Here is a 17,245-nt window from a genome sequence, read left to right as displayed (position 1 = left end):
GCTTTTATGGGGGATAGGGGAGAGAAGAAATTCAAATTAAATAAGATTACGGTTGAATGTCTTTTGATAGCTCTGATGGGTGTGTTTATTAATGTCGCCGGCATGGAGCTTAACTACAGCTACAATCTTCCGCTTTATTTAAATACCATAGGTACCATTGTCGTTGCTCGCGAATGCGGATTGTTCTATAGTATTCTTACGGCGCTGATCTCCAATCTGGTAACCGGTGCTTTCGATGATTATTCACTATATTTTGCAATAGTCAATGTTCTTGTTGCTATTATCACCTCTATGTTCTATTACAGACGAAGGGATAAGGCAAAAGTAGGTAAACTACATTATTATCTCGTATTGTCGGTTACCACGGGAACAGTTGGGGTGTTTATTGAATGGGCACTTACAGGTTATCCTGTTCATCCAACTGTTGAATCTATGACAGACTATTTCTCTAAGATTATTGGAATGGAAGGGCTTGTACCATTTCTGATTGCCAGTAATATCTTCAGCTTTATCGACAAATTCTTTTCTCTTATGATCGCGGTTCTGATTTTCAAACTTATTCCCAAGAATCTGTCTAACGAGATCTGGCGTAATCATATGGGACTTGATCTGGAAACTGACATTTGGGATATGTCCAGCAGGAAAAAAGTAAGATCAAGGCTCTTATGGCTTCTTGCCCTTATAGCTCTTGTGCTTACAGTCGCAATATCATGGATAAGTGTGTCCTTATATACCATCAGATCAAGGGAGAATATTAAAAATGTAGCCATTGGTGCTGCTAAACTTGTAGCCAGGGCGGTTCCGGCCGAAGAGGTAGATCGCTATATAAACGGCAACTTTGATCTTAGCAGTGCACCTCGAGATTACAAAGACGCCTTTGATACAATGCAGGCGATAATGGATAATACCCCAAATGCCGTATATGTTTTTGTTTATCGTATTGAGGAAGATGGGTGCTATATTGTATTTGATACGGATCCTTCTTTCATGTCTGCCGGCAAGACAGGTGAGTATTTGCCTGTGGATGATGTTCTGAAGGATAAAATGGATCAGCTGGTCAGAGGTGAAAGTGTTAGTGTTATTGAGAACAAGGACAGCTATGTTCTTACGGCCTATGAGCCTGTTTATGACTACCATGGCAACTGTGTAGCTTATGCCGGAGTGGATATCAGTATGCTTGGAATTCTTGAGTATTCCAGAGAATTCTTATTAAGGATCAGTTTGATCTCTTCAAGCTTTTTGATACTGGCTATAGCTTATGGTCTGTGGATGGCTTCAGGATATCACAGAATCATCGACAAGCATTATGAAATGGTTGTGGCAGCCAAGGAAGAAGCTGACAGAGCTAATACTGCCAAATCCAGATTCCTTGCAAACATGTCCCATGAAATCAGAACGCCTATTAATACGATCCTCGGAATGGATGAAATGATTCTCAGAGAAGATACAGAAGGTGTTCCTGTCAAATATTCCGAGTCTGTTATCGGATATGCCCATGATATCAAAAATGCATCCTTGCATCTGCTTGGCCTTATAAATGATGTACTTGATGTGTCCAAGATAGAATCAGGTAAGATGACACTGCTGGAGGAGAACTACGATACCCGTGACTTCCTCTTATCAATAATCAAGATGTTTGGTGTAAGAACCAAGGAAAAGGATCTGTTATTTGAAACGGACATTGATCCACAGATTCCTTCAGAGCTCAAAGGTGATGGCAGTAAGATAAAGCATGTGCTGATCAATCTGCTATCAAATGCCATAAAATACACCAACTCCGGCAAAATCAAACTGACTGTATCTCTTGTCGACAGGGGAGAGAATAAATGTAAGGTATATTATTCCGTAGAAGATACCGGAGTCGGAATAGAAAAAGATAAGCTTGATAAGATATTTGAAGCCTTTGAGAGGCTTGATGAAGACCGAAATTCATCCATTCAGGGCACAGGCCTTGGTCTTCACATTTCACATCAGTTCTGTCACCTGCTTGGTGGTGAGCTCTTAGTTGAAAGTGAGATCGGAGAAGGATCAAGATTTTACTTCGTTCTTGAACAGGCGATAGTTGACAATACTCCAATAGGAACAATAAAGGACTGTGTCAACAAGGAAAGGGAAGAGTATTATCCTGCATTCTTTGCGCCTGAAGGAAGAGTTCTGGTTGTAGATGACAACGATATGAACCTGAAAGTTATTGAAGGACTTCTTAAAAAGACGGGACTTAAGCTCACCCTGGTCCAGAGCGGTAAAGAATGCCTCTGCAAGCTGGAGAACAGTGCCTATAACTTGATTATTCTGGATCATATGATGCCCGGAATGGACGGAATCGAGACACTTAAGAAGATACGGGAAAAAAATATCAAGATTCCTGTAATAGCCCTTACAGCCAACGTAATGAACGGAGGAGCTTCTTTCTACAAAGAAGCTGGTTTCGATGACTATTTATCCAAACCTGTAGAAGGAAAAACTCTTGAGGAAACTATCCTCAAATATCTGCCGGTGGGACTACTCAAGAATTTTGATGACTATGAACATCCCGGAGAAGAGGCTTTTGATCAGCAGGATGATGAGGAAAACAAGGAAGTTGTTGAGGCTCTTCGAAACATTGATGGAATCAAGCTTAATGATGGCATAAAATATTGCGGCAACCTGGATGCTTACCTTAAATTCCTCCATTCCTTCGAACTTGGAATAGATGATAAAGCTGCGGAGATTGAAAATTCTTATAAAAATGGCGATTATGAGTTCTGTACCATAAAGGTTCATGCGCTAAAGAGTACAGCGAGGATTATCGGCGCAACTCATTTGTCTTATCTTGCGGAACAGCTGGAGAAGGCAGGCAGAGGAGATGATATTCAGTTCTTTGACGATCATATAGCTGAGCTTCTTGAGATGTATAGGGAATACAAAGAAAAGCTTAAGACAGTTCCTGAGAAGAAAAAAGTCGAGAAGAAGCCGCTGATATCCCGGGAAGAACTGGAAGGAGCCTATGAAGCCTTAAAAGATTTTGCTCCCAAAATGGATTATGATGCGGTTGAGATGATTCTTGAGGATATTAGGCTCTATAAGCTTCCGGATGAAGATAATGAATTCTTTGAAAAGCTTGAAAAGCTTCTTAAGAATCTGGACTGGGATGAAATAGAAAAAATACTTATGGAAAAATAATCCAAAAAAACAGCTTGCAGTCTAAATTATGGCTGCAAGCTGTTCTTTGCTTATTTAAATGCAAGCTGAGCGAAATTGTAGAATCCAAGGTACCAGATCCTGAAATCATGCTGACCTGCCAATTCCTGCCACATATAATTCTCGCCATCAACAAATTGATCACAGACAGCGGGGAGAGTCTTTGCAGCAGCTGAAGCTGCCTGGTAAGCAATTCTGTCCTGAAGTCCGCAGATATTGTAGAAGTATTTGATCGGATACTGATTATCCTTGAGAATTCCGGCGGTCTTTGAAGCGGGATTACTTGTGGGAGCAGCGGAGAAAGCACCAAAATATGCAAAGAGATCTATACATTCTCCGATACCGATATTGATGGTCTGCATACCACCCATGGATAAGCCGGCCATTGCGCGATGTTCCCTGCTGGCAGTCATGTCATAGCCATTCTCATCATAATCCGCGTAAGTGCTGTAATGTGATTCAATATAGGGAATCAGATCGTTACGAAGCTCCTGGCCAAACAGGTAGAAGGCATCAACGCCGTTACCTTCAGTGCTCTCAAGATCGCAGGCTCTTCCGTTGGGAGTAACTATAATGAAGCCTTCGATATCGCCGTAGTAAGCAAGATTATCCATGATAGCTTTGACCCTTGAGGTGTTCTTGTTCATTCCCCATTCATCCTCATTGCCTCCTATACCATGCATGAGATAGAGAACGTTGTATTTTTTGTCTTCGCTGTAACCGTAAGGAAGGTAAACATTGGCTTCTTTGGTGATCTCGTGTCCATCTCCGGCATAATCGTGTGCAGGATAGGTGATTCGTTCGATAACGCCGCCTTCATCTGTACGAAGGGCAGTGTATTTGGGATGAACCATTTCTCCGATTTCAGCAGTGGCTTCTCTTTCTTCTGTAGTGCCATCAACAGATGCGTCTGTAGATGCGGCCTCTGTGGCTTCTTCCGTATATGAGGTCTCCTGGTTGATTGCCTCTTGGATCCCGTCTGGAACTGTTTCTTCACTCGCCTCTGCTATAGCTTCTGAAACAGCCTCGGAACTTGTATCTACTACTTCCTGTGTTGTGGTGGATGCTCCTTCGTTATCAACTAGCGCAGCAGGCGAAGAGCTTGAACAACCTGTCATTAATGTTGCCATTATCATTACCCCCATGAGTATTTTCTTTTTCATAATTACTATACCTCCAAGTTATTTCCCAAAAATAAAAGGGTAAGAATTCATCTTACCCTTTTAACATAATAGTATTATGACTTGTATTGTGCTTATCACATATTATCCAAAATCAGTCAAAATTTGCGATAAACGCTGCGAACTTTGATGTTTTCAGCCTTGCCTCCAAGGATCTTAACGGTTTTGGATTCGCCGTTAAGGTCAAAATAGTTATCGGAGAGTAGCAGGTCATCATTGTCATTCATGATCTCGACGCTCTTAGCATAGGATGCCGAATTAACAGTTATCTCATCACCGTTTACTTCAAAGGTAAGCTCCGGGTCAACAAATTCAAAGTGTTTAGGAGGACAGAAGAGGACGGTTCCCTCAGAAAGGATTTCCTCTGTATCGTTATCCATAAGTGCATAGCTTACATAATTCTTGTGAATATCGATGTCTTCGAAGTTTTTCTCACAGACAAATTCTGACTTCAGAGCCTCAACTGTAAGGAGTGCGCTTTCATTTCGGATAATCTTGGAAGTATTGTCCCTAAGCTGCCAGATAGCTATAACGTCACGATCCTCCATTGTCTCATTACTTACGTAGAGTTTAATCGACTTAACAAGCTCATCTATCTCATCGTTAACGCTTACGCACTGATCAAGGAAGCCTCTTTCCTCACAGGAAATAAGAAGAGGGGCAAAAAATCTCTTTGCGTAGTACTGAAGCGCCTTCCATCTGCCATAGTAGTCAATGGAGGCCCAGGAAGCCACAGGCCAGCAATCATTCAGCTGCCAATAGACAGTACCCATGCAGCGTCCCCTGTTTCTTCTGAAGTGCTCAACGCCGTATTTGATGGCTTCTGCCTGAAGGAGCTGCGAATAATATACTACATCGCCAATACTTTCGGGATAGAGATAGGTCTGACTCATGTAGTTCATTATTTTGCCGTTAGCCGCATTGTTACGCTGATGCTTCTCCATTACATATGAGAAAATGTTCCTGTCCTTGGGCTTTGTAAAAGTCTCAATGGTCTTAAGTGAAGGGAAGGACTGGAATCCAAATTCTGAAAGATAACGGAAATGGAACTGCCTGTAGGCTGTAAAAGGCTGATTGCCGTGCCATACCTCCCAGTAATGGGCATCACCACGATTTTCATCATTGGGGTCATCAAAGCCGCCGCCTGAAGAAGGAGATGCACACCAATAGAAGGTCTCAGGATCAAGGTCCTTCAAGAGTTTCGGGAAAAGATACTCATACATCTTCACATAATCGGATTTAAGCGTATTTTTAGCTCCCCAGTGTTCCTGTCCAACAAAGAGCTCCATCTCGTTATTGCCGCACCATAGACCTAAGGATGCGTGATTTCGGATCCTTTTAACGTTCTGAATTATTTCTTCGGTGATATTGTTTTCAAATTCTTCAGTAAGTCTGTATACTGCGCAGGCAAACATAAGGTCCTGCCATACCACAAGGCCCAGCTCATCACATATATCAAAGAAATCATCCTCGGGATAATAGCCGCCTCCCCAGACTCTTATACAGTTAAAATGTGAATCTGCGCAGTGCTTAAGAAGAGTTCTTGTTCGCTCCTTGTTGACTCTGGATAAAATGTTGTCCTGAGGAATATAGTCAGCTCCCATGGCAAAGATCTTGACGCCATTTACCTTGTGGGCAAATTCACTGCCGTATTGATCCTTATCTGTAGATATCTCCATTGTACGAAGACCAATGCGCTTAGTTACTGAATCAAGCACTTTTCCGGTGGAATCATCAGACAGGGTAACCTCCACAGTGTAAAGGGGCTGCTCGCCATATCCGTTGGGCCACCACAGAAGCGGAGATGTAATGTCATAAGATTCACTCAAAGGAATGTCCTTTACAAGAATTGTGCCATCAGGAGCTGTGACGGTATATTTTATTGTGCTTTTTTCTTCGGTATTGCCGGTGAAAATCTCTTCACAGGCAGATAATTTCAGAGTTACGATATTATTAAGCGGGTTATCCACTGCTGAGTGGTATTGTCTTATGTAAACGTCGGATAGTCTTGCTTTTTCCACGCAGTCAAGATAAACACCCCTCTGAAGGCCGCAGTCAGCAAGCCTTGGACCCCAGTCCCAACCAAACATATAGTGTGCTTTTCGAAGATGTGGAAAGCCTCTGGTGCAGTCCTCGGTTCCAAGCAGGGGATCCTTTTTGAACTGCTCTTTAATATAATTCACGGGAGAATGGAAAACTACTTTGAGAGTATTTTTTTCTTTTAAGAGTTCCTTTACAGGAAACTCATAGGTTCTGTGCATGTTCATGACGTTTCCGAGAAGGGCGTCATTGAGATAGATATCTGCTACGGTATCAATCATCACGAATCTAAGGAAAATCTGAGAAAAATTCTCTGAACTTCCATAGATGTCAGAAGTAAAGTCAGTTACGTATTCGTAATCATACTTCATAAGCTCACGGGCCTTATCCTCATTATCACGATAATAAGGATCCTCCATGAGTCCATTGTCAATCAGATTCTGAAAAACAGAGCCCGGAACAGTAGCATCATAGAATTTGCTCTCATCGGTTCGTCTGAATTTCCAGTTGTCATGTAATAATAATTTAGTCATTTGTATACCTCATAGGTTATAATTATAAGAAAAAGGGCTTCTTTCTAATTCTACAGTAATTCTTTTTAATTTGGTATTGTAAAATAATTAACGATGGATTATTATATTTAAGTTGCATACGATTTATTTGTGTAATAAATGATAGAGGTAATCTTAATGGAAAAATATAGTATCACCGGGATGAGTTGTGCAGCATGTCAGGCAAGGGTAGAGAAGGCCGTAAGCGCCGTTCCCGGAGTGACAACCTGCAGTGTAAGTCTCCTTACCAATTCCATGGGAGTTGAAGGAAATGCCAAAAAAGAGGATATCATCAAGGCTGTGGAAGATTCAGGTTACGGCGCATCTGTTTTTGCAGGTAGTATTACAGACGAGGAAGATATTCTCGCAGACAAGGAAACTCCGGTATTGAAAAGACGTCTCATTCTGTCTGTTGGATTTCTACTGGTTCTAATGTACTTTTCAATGGGGCATATGATGCTGGGACTGCCGCTTCCTTCATTTTTGGACGGAAATCATGTGGCTATGGGTATCATACAAATGATTCTTGCCCTCATAGTTATGTTCATCAACAGAAAGTTCTTTATAAGCGGCTTTAAAGGCGCTATTCATGCAGCTCCAAATATGGATACGCTGGTAGCCCTTGGTAGCGGAGCATCCTTTATTTACAGTACCGCAGCTCTTATCAAAATGGCCGGATATCAGTTAAAGGGCGATATGAGCGGAGCAATGGAACTTATGAATGAGTTCTATTTTGAAGGCGCAGCTATGATCCTGACACTGATCACTGTGGGCAAAATGCTGGAAGCGATCAGTAAAGGAAGGACAACAGACGCCATAAAGAGTCTTATGAAGCTGGCACCTCAGACAGCGACTATCGTTGACAGCGAAGGAGAAGAGAAGGAAGTTCCAATAACTGAGGTTAAACAGGGCGATATATTTGTTGTTAAACCCGGAGAATCTGTTCCGGTTGATGGATGGGTAATCGAGGGTAACAGTGCGATCAATGAATCTGCCCTGACCGGTGAGAGCATTCCCGTGGACAAGGCTCTCGGCGATGAAGTGTCCGCCGCTACCATCAATCAATCAGGCTATATCAAGTGTAGAGCCACCAGAGTTGGCAAGGATACGACTCTTTCACAGATAATTCAGATGGTCAGTGATGCGGCGGCCACTAAGGCTCCAATTGCAAAGGTTGCGGATAAGGTTTCTGCAGTATTTGTCCCTGCGGTTATAATAGTTGCGCTTTTTACATTGTTTATCTGGCTGCTGGTGGGAAAAGAGTTCGGTTTTGCCCTCTCAAGAGCCATTGCGGTTCTGGTTATCAGCTGCCCTTGCGCACTTGGACTTGCAACTCCCGTTGCAATTATGGTTGGAAATGGTAAAGGTGCCCGAAACGGAATAATGTTCAAGACCGCTACAGCACTTGAAAATGCAGGTAAGACCAAGATAGTCGCAATAGATAAGACCGGAACCATTACTAAGGGTGAGCCTATTGTTACAGATATTTTCCCTGCCGAAGCACTGACAAGCAGTGGTTATTCTCTTTTGAACAATCTTGAGGATGAGCTTGTCAAAATAGCCGGAATCCTTGAATCAAGAAGCGAACACCCTATTGCCAAGGCAATCAATTCCTATATCAAGGAACTTCATCCCTTTGAGGATGACGAAGATGAGCTTATGGAAATAACTGATTTTGAGGCTCTTCCGGGTAATGGACTTACAGCTGTTTATAATGGCCACAAGATTTACGGAGGCAATCTTGAGTTTATTGAAAAGCATGCTTATGTTCATTCTGAACTCAAAGAAAAGGCTGAAGGACTTGCTTCCACAGGCAAGACTCCTGTATTCTATGCAATAGACAAGAGGCTTCTTGGAATAATAGCTGTATCCGATACAATTAAAGAAGATTCGGCTGCTGCCATTAAGGAGCTTAAGGGTCTTGGAATACGTGTGATAATGCTCACCGGCGATAACGAAGGAACGGCAAGAGCAATCGGAGAACAGGCAGGTGTAGATGATATTGTTGCAGGTATTCTTCCGGGGCAGAAAGAGAGTGTTATCAGATCTCTTCAGGAATATGGCAAAGTAGCAATGGTAGGAGACGGAATCAACGATGCCCCAGCTCTTACAAGAGCAGATACCGGAATTGCCATAGGAGCAGGAACTGATGTTGCCATTGATGCTGCAGATATCGTGCTCGTCAGGAACAGCCTGATGGATGTCGCTTCTGCAATAAGGCTTTCCAGAAAGACTCTCAAGAACATACATGAGAATCTGTTCTGGGCATTCTTTTACAATGTCATTGGTATTCCACTTGCGGCAGGAGCTTATATAAGCCTGTTCGGTTGGGCACTGAGCCCAATGTTCGCTGCAGCGGCGATGAGTTTATCAAGCTTTTTTGTAGTAACCAATGCCCTGAGACTTAATCTTTTTGATATACATGACAATTCAAAGGATAAAGCAATCAAGGATCCGGTAGCGGATATCACAATTAACGAAAGGAAAAATATTGCTATGACTAAAACAATCACTATTGAAGGAATGATGTGCGGACACTGTGAGGCCAACGTTAAAAAGGCTCTTGAAGCTCTTGAGGGAGTGTCTGAAGCTGTAGTAAGCCATGAGAAAGGTACAGCGGTTGTTACACTTTCAGGAGATGTTGATAACACAGTTCTTACCAAGGCTGTGGAGGATAAAGATTATAAAGTACTAGGAATTCAGTAAGGGGAATTAAGGTATGGAAAAAAGTATTAAGATCAAATATTTTGACGAGAAACTGGAGAAGCTTACCTATATTGACGGTAAGTCAGACTGGATTGACCTTAGGAGTGCAGTAGACGTTGATCTGAAGCAGGGAGAGTTCAAACTGATTCCTCTGGGAGTAGCTATGGAGATTCCGGAAGGCTATGAAGCTCATGTTGTACCAAGAAGCTCTACATTCAAGAACTTCGGCATTATTCAGGCTAATCACATGGGAGTTATCGACCACTCATATTGCGGCGACAATGATCAGTGGTTTGTACCTGTAATTGCAATGAGAGATACACATATTAGCTTCAATGACCGCATCTGCCAGTTCAGAATAATGGAGAATCAGCCCAAGATCATTTTTGAGGAATGCCAGCATCTCGAAGGCGCTGACCGAGGCGGCTTCGGCTCTACAGGTACCAAATAATTATACTAATAAATACATTGAAAAAATAATCTATTGTGCTAGAATAAGAATTCGGTTTAATAAATAGTTTTATTTAAGATTGGAGTAATTATGGTTAAGATTCGTACCAGATATGCGCCGAGCCCAACAGGCCGTATGCACGTAGGAAATTTAAGAACAGCACTCTATGAGTTCCTTATCGCCAAGCACGAAGGTGGTGACTTCCTTCTTAGAATCGAGGATACAGACCAGGAACGTTATGTAGAGGGTGCTACTGAGATCATATACAGAACTCTTGAGAAAACAGGTCTTATTCACGATGAAGGTCCCGATAAGGACAAGGGCTATGGCCCCTATGTTCAGAGTGAGAGACAGAAGGCCGGAATCTACATGGAATATGCCAAGAAGCTCATCGATAAGGGTGAGGCATATTACTGTTTCTGCGATCAGGAGAGACTTGCTACTCTTGTTCAGGAGGTTGATGACGGTAACGGTGGCAAGAAGGAGATTAGCTTCTATGACAAGCACTGTCTCCATCTGTCTAAGGAAGAGGTTGAGAAGAACCTTGCAGAGGGCAAGCCTTTTGTTATCAGACAGAACAACCCCACAGAGGGCACAACAACCTTCCACGATGAGTTATACGGAGATGTTACAGTAGAGAACAAGGAACTTGATGACATGATCCTTATCAAGTCTGACGGCTTCCCTACATACAATTTTGCCAATGTAGTTGACGATCATCTTATGGAGATCACACACGTTGTTCGTGGTAATGAGTATATTTCTTCATCACCTAAGTACAACAGACTCTATGAGGCATTCGGCTGGGAGGTACCTAAGTACATCCATTGTCCTCTTATCACAGATGAGGATCACCACAAGCTCTCTAAGAGAAGCGGACATTCATCCTTCGAGGATCTTATCGAGCAGGGCTTTTTGACAGAGGCAGTAGTTAACTTTGTAGCTCTTCTTGGCTGGTCTCCTGAGGATAATAACGAGATCATGAGCCTTGATGATCTTATCAGGAAGTTTGACTACCATCGTATCAGCAAGTCCCCTGCGGTATTTGATTTTACCAAGCTTAAGTGGATGAACGGTGAGTATCTTAAGGCAATGGATGAGGACAAGTTCTTCGAGCTTGCTAAGCCTTACCTTGAGAAGGCTGTTACCAACAAGAATCTTGATCTTAAGAAGATCGCCGCTATGGTTAAGACCAGAATCGAGATTTTCCCTGATATTGAGGGAATGGTAGATTTCTTCAACGAGCTTCCTTCCTATGACACAGCTATCTATGCTCATAAGAAGATGAAGACGAACGAGGAGACTTCCCTTGAGGTTCTTAAGGAGGTTCTTCCTATACTTGAGGCCCATGAGGATTACACCAACGATTCACTTTACGAGCTTCTTTCCGGATATATCAAGGAGAAGGGCTATAAGAACGGCTATGTACTCTGGCCTGTAAGAATCGCCGTAACCGGCAAGGAGATGACTCCCTGCGGAGCAACCGAGGCTATGGAGGTTCTTGGCAAAGAAGAGACAATAAACAGAATCAAAAAAGGAATTGAATTGCTTGAAAAATAATAACCCATCACGTAATGGCGTAATGGGTAATGCTGCTCAGATGGATGCTATCATGCATCACAAGGGACCTGCGATAGTTATCGCGGGCCCCGGGAGTGGCAAAACCTTTGTAATTGTGCAGAGGCTTAAATATCTTATAGAGGTAAAAAAAGAAGACCCTGCCAAGATTCTCGTCATTACCTTCACAAAGGCTGCTGCCCTTGAAATGCAGCAAAGATTCTACAAACTGACGGATAGCTCTTATCCTGAAGTAAACTTCGGAACGTTTCATTCTGTTTTTTATCAGATAATTCGTCAAAACAAATCCAACAAAGAAAAATTCAGTATTGCTGATGAGAACTTTAAAAACAGGCTAATCAGAGATATTCTGGGAGAACCCGGCATAAAGGATATTCTTGTCCGGAACAAGATTGATATTAAAAACATATCAGATGAAGATATAAAGGACATTATTACCGATATTTCCAGAGTAAAGAACACAGGAATTGACCCTGCAAACGCCAATGCGCTTAATATCTGCAAAGACGCATTTTCTGATATATTCGATCTGTATAATAAGAGACTTCTGGAATTTGGCAAAATTGATTTTGACGATATGATCTGCAGATGTCTGGAACTCCTTCAAAGTGACAGGGAAGTCCTGGATTATTGGCAGAAGAGATTCTCTTTTTATCTGGTAGATGAGTATCAGGATATAAATTCCATTCAATTTAAAATATTGAGGCTTTTATCAAAGCTTTGCGGTAATGTATTTGCTGTGGGAGATGATGACCAGTCGATCTATGGCTTTAGAGGGTCTGATCCCGGGATCATGCTTTCCTTTGAGGAAAGCTTCAGGGAATATAGTCCGGTGAGAATTATTCTCAAACAGAATTATCGCTGTGGCAGAAAGATTATAGAAAATGCATGTCTCCTTATTAATGATAATAGCATCAGGTTTAAGAAGGATATTACCGCAGGAACGGATAATGGGGACGGGTATGTAATAACAAGAAGGTTCAAGGACAAAGCTGCACAATATAAGGCAATTGCGACATATCTTGGTAGCGGAGAAGTTGAACTGTCAAGAGTTGCCGTCATTTACAGAACTAATCAGGAAGCAATGCTGCTGGCTGCGAATCTTAAGGATTATGGAATAGCGACTAACCTTGATTCTGTATGTAAGACATATATAGAAGATGAGGCGGTGGGGCTTGTACTTTCCTATATTTCTTTTGCCTGCAACGGGCATAAGAGGAGCGATTTCCTAAAAATCATGAATAAGCCCATGAGGTTTATTTCCAGGGATGCATGTGACAGTGATACCATCAGTGAGAAAAAGATTCTTGATTACTATATGGGGAATACAGCTAAACAGAAGGATATCAAGCGACTTTTTGTTCAGATAAATATGGTTGCACATCTGAGACCTTCACTGGCTGTGAGATACATAAGGCGTGATATTGGTGTTGAAAAACTGTATCCTTCATCTTCGGAAGCGCTGGACAAACTCCTTGATAAGGCAAAAAGCTATGAATACAGCGAAGAGTTTCTAAAGGCCCTTGCACTGGAACTTGAGAATTCCAGAAATAACAGTGCAAAGCAAAAGAAAAATATTAATAACGGGAACTGTGTTAAACTTCTTACAATGCATGGCGCAAAGGGACTTGAATTTGATGTGGTGTGGCTTCCTGACCTAAACGAAGGTATTATCCCTTCAAGAGGAGCAGAGACAAAACAGCAGATAGAAGAAGAGCGCCGAATGCTCTATGTCGGAATGACCAGGGCAAAATCAGCGCTCATAATGTCATATATTGCGGGAACAGAGGATAATCCAATGCTTCCCTCAAGATTCTTAAGGCCAATAAGGCATCTCTGGGAGAAAAAAGAGAATCATTCTTCTCCGTCAAGTCCCTCTTCGGGAAGCTCAATGATCTCATCGAACTCTACGTCATCGAGGTAGAGGTTGAATGCTTCAGCTACTTCCTCATACTCCTTATCATCAGCTATATAACCAAGCTCAGGCTCGTCATCTTCGCCGTGGTAGATAAACTCATAGAACCATACGTTTCCATCATTGTTCTGGCCGTTCTTATCAAGAGGAAGAAGAACTATATAATCCTTGGAATTAACGGTGAGAACGATGATGATGGCGCAGGTAACGGTTTCTCCATTATCAAGCTCGACATCTACGGTCATCTGCTCGTCGTTTTCGATTCTGGTGTTCATTTCTGTTGCAATCTTGGAAAATTCCATTAAATACGCCTCCTATACAGGGTTAAGATTATTTGATAGCTTTATAATACCATATTCTTTTAAGTTAGCATATAAAGGAATTATGTGATAGAATAAAAAGACGTATGTATTTATAAGGATTCAGGAGAAGAAATGCTGGGGAAAACTACAATAATCAAGGAAAAGCCCTATCCTTTGGGCTGTTATATAGACTACGACAAGTCACTGGTTGTCCGGGCTGTTTTTGAAGAAGGCAAGCAGTGTGGTGTTACGTTATATTCTGCGTCCCAAAAAGACGTTCTGTCAATAACGCTTAACAAGGATGTAAAACGAGGCAGAATATATTCCGCAAGGATTTTTGGAATCGAAAACATAGATGAATATGATTCCTACAATTTCTTTGATGGAAGTAATATCTTTTGTGATCCCTATGCCAGACATGTTCTTGGACTTGAAGTCTATGGTAAGGATGTGAAAAACAGTCATATCAGGGCCAAGCTCGATAATAAAAGCAAAGACCGTGCATCCCGAAATGAATTTGACTGGGGCAGTGAAAAGTCCCCTCAGATACCTTATGAAGACAGTTTTGTTTATCTTATGAATGTAAGAGGCTTTACCCAGAGTTCTTCCAGTGGAGTTCCGTCATCAAAAAGAGGAACATTTTCAGGTATTCTGGAGAAACTGCCTTATCTTAAATCTCTTGGAGTTACAACTCTTGAGCTAATGCCCGTTTATGAGATGAACTGCATTGAAAACTCGCTAAAAGAGCTTGCAAGCGGTATTTATTCCAAGGATGGACATATAGTAGACAAGGATACTATTAAGCCCAAAATAAACTTTTGGGGTTATAAAAAGGGTTACTATTTTGCCCCCAGAGCTTCTTACTGCGAGAATCCTTCCGATGCCGAAAATGAATTCAAGCATTTTGTAAAAACTTTGCATGATAATAATATTGAGGTGGTCCTGCAATTCTTTTTTGAAGAAAACGAAAGCGACAGCATGATTCTTGATGCCTTGAGATTCTGGAGATGCAATTATCATGTTGACGGTTTCCATCTTAAGGGAGCCCGATTACCACTTTCGCTGATTACCGGTGAGCCATTGTTTGATGATGTTAAGATCTGGCACGAGTGGTTTGACTATGGACAGATTTATGGATCCTCCAAACCCAAATACAGACTTTTATCAGACTATAATAATGGATTCCTTTATGCATCGAGACGTTTTTTAAAAAGCGATGATAATTCTGCTGCCGATTTCCTGAAGGCTATGACTGCCAATTCTCAGGAACATGGAGTTATTAATTATATCTGCAATTACGAGGGCTTCAGATTATTCGATCTTGTCTCCTATGAACACAAGCACAATGAGGAAAATGGTGAGAATAACAAAGATGGCACTGACAATAACCTGAGCTGGAACTGCGGTATTGAAGGAAGAACAAGAAAACACGCAATTCTAGAGCTTAGAAAGAAACAGATTAAGAATATTCTGACTATGTTGTTTATGGCACAGGGTACGCCGATGATCTTCAGTGGAGATGAATTTGGCAATTCTCAGGCAGGAAATAATAACCCCTACTGCCAGGATAACGAGACCGGATGGGTTGACTGGAGAGCTCTTGAGAAAAACAGGGATATTTTAGAATATGTTCGTTTCCTTGTAGAACTGAGATTTTCTCACAGAGTGCTTCATAACAAAACTCCTTTCAGACTCATGGATCATTTATCCTGCGGCTATCCTGATCTTTCATGCCATGGTAACGATGCATGGAGACCGGATCTGTCAGGCTACAGTCATATTTTGGGAATGCTCTACTGTGGCCTCTATGATGAGACAGATAAGAACAAGCCGTTCATCTATATTTGCTATAACATGCACTGGATGAAGGCTGATTTTGCGCTTCCCAAGCTCCCTGAGGGACTCAGGTGGAAAAAAATATCGGATACAGCAGGTGACCAGGAAACGAGTATTCCTGCAGGCAAGATTAAGACCGATACTTCAGAAGTTGAGAAGGATACATTGCCTGAGAGAAGCGTTCGCATTTACATAAGCGAAAATGACCCTGATTTTAAAAAGAAAAAGGAAGTTAAGAAAAAGAAAAATGAGAAAAAACAACATTGATGTAATCGAAAAATTTTTAAGATATGTAAAAATTGATACACAATCTGATGCTACTACCGGTACATCGCCTTCGACAATGAAGCAGCATGACCTTGCAAGGCTTCTTAAGGATGAGCTTACAGCAATTGGAGCTTCCGATGTATTTTATGATGAAGAGCATTGCTATGTTTATGCATCTATTCCTTCAAACATGAATGACGGTAAGGACAGACCTGCCATTGGTTTCATTGCACATATGGATACTTCTGATGAGGTCAGTGGCAAAGATGTTAAGCCTCGTATCGTAGAAAGCTACGACGGTAAGGATATTACACTTAGCGATGATGGCAAAGTCATCCTTTCTCCTAAGGATTTCCCGGAGATGTTAAGCCATATCGGCGAGGATCTTATAGTTACAGACGGAACCACTCTTCTTGGCGCAGATGACAAGGCTGGTGTTTCCGAGATCATGACAATGGCTGAGTTTCTGATTCAGAACCCTGATATTCTTCATGGGGATATCAAGATTGCCTTTACTCCCGATGAGGAGATTGGTGAAGGAACAGCACACTTTGATATAGACAGATTTGGTGCTAAATTTGCTTATACCGTAGACGGCGGCAAGCTGGGCGAATTCGAATATGAGAACTTCAATGCCGCTGAAGGCGTTATAACCGTTAACGGCAGAAGCGTTCATCCCGGTGATGCCAAGAACAAAATGGTGAACGCAGCGCTTCTTTGCTATGAGTTCCATTCTCTTTTGCCTGTATTCCAGAATCCTATGTATACCGAAAAGAGAGAAGGCTTCTTCCATCTGACTGAAGTTAATGGTGGAACTGAGAGTGCAACCGCATCTTACATAATTCGCGACCACGACAGAGCCCTTTTTGAAGAGAAAAAAGAGATCTTCAAGGCTGCAGCTGATTTCCTTAATAAGAAATACGGTGAAGGCACAGTTAATGTCAGCTTAAGAGACCAGTATTACAACATGGTTGAGCTGATCAAGCCCCATCAGCACCTTATTGACAATGTCAGGAAAGTTATGGCTGAGCTTGATATTGCATTTATTGATGTTCCGATAAGAGGTGGTACAGACGGCGCAGCCCTTTCCTATAAAGGACTTCCTTGTCCCAACCTATGCACCGGTGGCTACAACTACCACGGCAAATACGAATATGCTTCAGTTCAGGAGATGAAAAAGGTCGTTGATATCCTTCTTGGAATCGTTGAAGCATATGGTGAGAAATATTGATTTATAG

Annotated in this window: 10 protein-coding genes; 7 read left to right on the top strand and 3 right to left on the bottom strand. The window is 41.9% G+C overall.

Annotated elements, in window-relative coordinates; genetic code table 11:
- Window positions 1–6: 6 nt before the first annotated feature.
- Entirely contained in the window at window positions 7–3,162 is a 3,156-nt protein-coding gene (locus G588_RS21175) for a response regulator (protein ID WP_022777157.1), read from the top strand.
- A gap of 50 nt (window positions 3,163–3,212) precedes the next feature.
- Here G588_RS21175 and G588_RS0102365 read toward each other — a convergent pair whose 3' ends face one another.
- The gene (locus G588_RS0102365; protein ID WP_022777156.1) at window positions 3,213–4,343 is read right to left on the bottom strand and encodes an alpha/beta hydrolase; all 1,131 of its coding nucleotides are present in this window, start codon (window positions 4,341–4,343) and stop codon (window positions 3,213–3,215) included.
- 116 nt (window positions 4,344–4,459) lie between these two features.
- Window positions 4,460–6,934, bottom strand: a complete 2,475-nt coding sequence (locus G588_RS0102360; protein WP_022777155.1) for a beta-mannosidase — start codon at window positions 6,932–6,934, stop codon at window positions 4,460–4,462.
- Between the two features lie 156 nt (window positions 6,935–7,090).
- On the opposite strand from G588_RS0102360, the gene G588_RS0102355 reads away from it, so the two are divergent.
- The 4 genes from G588_RS0102355 (at window position 7,091) to G588_RS0102340 (ending at window position 13,611) form a co-directional block, all read left to right on the top strand.
- Complete coding sequence (locus tag G588_RS0102355) at window positions 7,091–9,658, top strand: heavy metal translocating P-type ATPase (protein ID WP_022777154.1); 2,568 nt, start codon at window positions 7,091–7,093, stop codon at window positions 9,656–9,658.
- 13 nt (window positions 9,659–9,671) lie between these two features.
- Window positions 9,672–10,109: a dUTP diphosphatase gene (locus tag G588_RS0102350; RefSeq protein ID WP_022777153.1), complete on the top strand. Its 438-nt coding sequence runs from the start codon at window positions 9,672–9,674 to the stop codon at window positions 10,107–10,109.
- A 90-nt stretch (window positions 10,110–10,199) separates the two neighbouring features.
- On the top strand, window positions 10,200–11,669 hold the full coding sequence (gltX, locus tag G588_RS0102345) for a glutamate--tRNA ligase (RefSeq protein WP_022777152.1): 1,470 nt from the start codon (window positions 10,200–10,202) through the stop codon (window positions 11,667–11,669).
- Window positions 11,659–13,611, top strand: coding sequence for an ATP-dependent helicase (locus G588_RS0102340; RefSeq protein WP_026668540.1), 1,953 nt, complete (start codon window positions 11,659–11,661; stop codon window positions 13,609–13,611). The genes gltX and G588_RS0102340 overlap by 11 nt, the downstream gene beginning before the upstream one ends.
- Here G588_RS0102340 and G588_RS0102335 read toward each other — a convergent pair.
- The gene (locus G588_RS0102335) at window positions 13,542–13,904 is read right to left on the bottom strand and encodes a DUF1292 domain-containing protein (RefSeq protein WP_022777150.1); all 363 of its coding nucleotides are present in this window, start codon (window positions 13,902–13,904) and stop codon (window positions 13,542–13,544) included. The two genes, G588_RS0102340 and G588_RS0102335, sit on opposite strands and share 70 nt — an antisense overlap.
- 132 nt (window positions 13,905–14,036) lie before the next feature.
- Here G588_RS0102335 and G588_RS0102330 point away from each other — a divergent pair, with 132 nt between their 5' ends.
- Window positions 14,037–16,007 (top strand): alpha-amylase family glycosyl hydrolase, encoded by a 1,971-nt coding sequence (locus G588_RS0102330; protein WP_022777149.1) that lies wholly within the window; start codon window positions 14,037–14,039, stop codon window positions 16,005–16,007.
- A complete protein-coding gene (pepT, locus tag G588_RS0102325; RefSeq protein ID WP_022777148.1) occupies window positions 15,988–17,238 on the top strand; it encodes a peptidase T in 1,251 nt (416 codons plus the stop codon). Before G588_RS0102330 ends, pepT begins: the two co-directional genes overlap by 20 nt.
- Window positions 17,239–17,245: the final 7 nt, after the last annotated feature.

The sequence above is a fragment of the Butyrivibrio sp. AE3009 genome (genome assembly GCF_000420845.1).
Classification (GTDB): domain Bacteria; phylum Bacillota; class Clostridia; order Lachnospirales; family Lachnospiraceae; genus Butyrivibrio.
Note: the sequence above shows the minus strand (reverse complement) of the source record. Positions and strands in the feature narration are given on the sequence as shown.

Bases quoted from the DNA above. Each gene is read 5' to 3' on its own strand.
- G588_RS0102355 (WP_022777154.1), top strand. From the start codon at position 7,091: ATGGAAAAATATAGTATCACCGGGATGAGTTGTGCAGCATGTCAGGCA.
- G588_RS0102335 (WP_022777150.1), bottom strand. From the start codon at position 13,904: ATGGAATTTTCCAAGATTGCAACAGAAATGAACACCAGAATCGAAAAC.
- G588_RS0102350 (WP_022777153.1), top strand. From the start codon at position 9,672: ATGGAAAAAAGTATTAAGATCAAATATTTTGACGAGAAACTGGAGAAG.
- G588_RS21175 (WP_022777157.1), top strand. From the start codon at position 7: ATGGGGGATAGGGGAGAGAAGAAATTCAAATTAAATAAGATTACGGTT.
- pepT (WP_022777148.1), top strand. From the start codon at position 15,988: ATGAGAAAAAACAACATTGATGTAATCGAAAAATTTTTAAGATATGTA.
- gltX (WP_022777152.1), top strand. From the start codon at position 10,200: ATGGTTAAGATTCGTACCAGATATGCGCCGAGCCCAACAGGCCGTATG.
- G588_RS0102360 (WP_022777155.1), bottom strand. From the start codon at position 6,934: ATGACTAAATTATTATTACATGACAACTGGAAATTCAGACGAACCGAT.
- G588_RS0102330 (WP_022777149.1), top strand. From the start codon at position 14,037: ATGCTGGGGAAAACTACAATAATCAAGGAAAAGCCCTATCCTTTGGGC.
- G588_RS0102365 (WP_022777156.1), bottom strand. From the start codon at position 4,343: ATGAAAAAGAAAATACTCATGGGGGTAATGATAATGGCAACATTAATG.